This window comes from Limosilactobacillus portuensis (assembly GCF_014838735.1).
GTDB lineage: Bacteria > Bacillota > Bacilli > Lactobacillales > Lactobacillaceae > Limosilactobacillus > Limosilactobacillus portuensis.
Genome location: NZ_JABUXQ010000080.1, coordinates 1 through 401, shown reverse-complemented (window position 1 = coordinate 401; position 401 = coordinate 1). Strand labels below are relative to the sequence as shown.

The window sequence follows — 401 nt, the reverse complement described above, 5'->3', positions numbered from 1 at the left end:
AATCAATTGGTATCTGAATTCACGGCCACTTAAATGTCTTAATTGGCATACACCAATCGAGATCTTCTTGCTTAATCTACGTCACTAAATTCGTTCAAGTTATTTCTTGCAATCTGCCTAATACAAAACAATCTCATGCCGCCTAGCTCATTAACTAGACGAGTTTTTTGGAAATGGGCAAGGAAACACGTTCTTTTAAGGACGTGATGAATTGCCCTATTTTTGTGTACGAAGTACACATGGTTAACAAAGTATACAATCTTAATTATCATTTAATTTGGGGAACTAAATATCGTAACAAAGTGCTGAAAGGACACGTGGAAGAAGTCTTGAAGCGATCACTATATGAGATTGCTTCAAAATACGGGTTTACGATTGCACATATGGAGATTGGTAAAGAC

Annotated in this window: 1 protein-coding gene; it reads left to right on the top strand. The window is 36.4% G+C overall.

Going from position 1 to position 401, the window contains the following annotated elements; genetic code table 11:
* Positions 1–239: 239 nt before the first annotated feature.
* On the top strand, positions 240–401 hold a 162-nt coding region (locus HUK49_RS10645), incomplete at its 3' end, for a transposase (protein WP_191913673.1).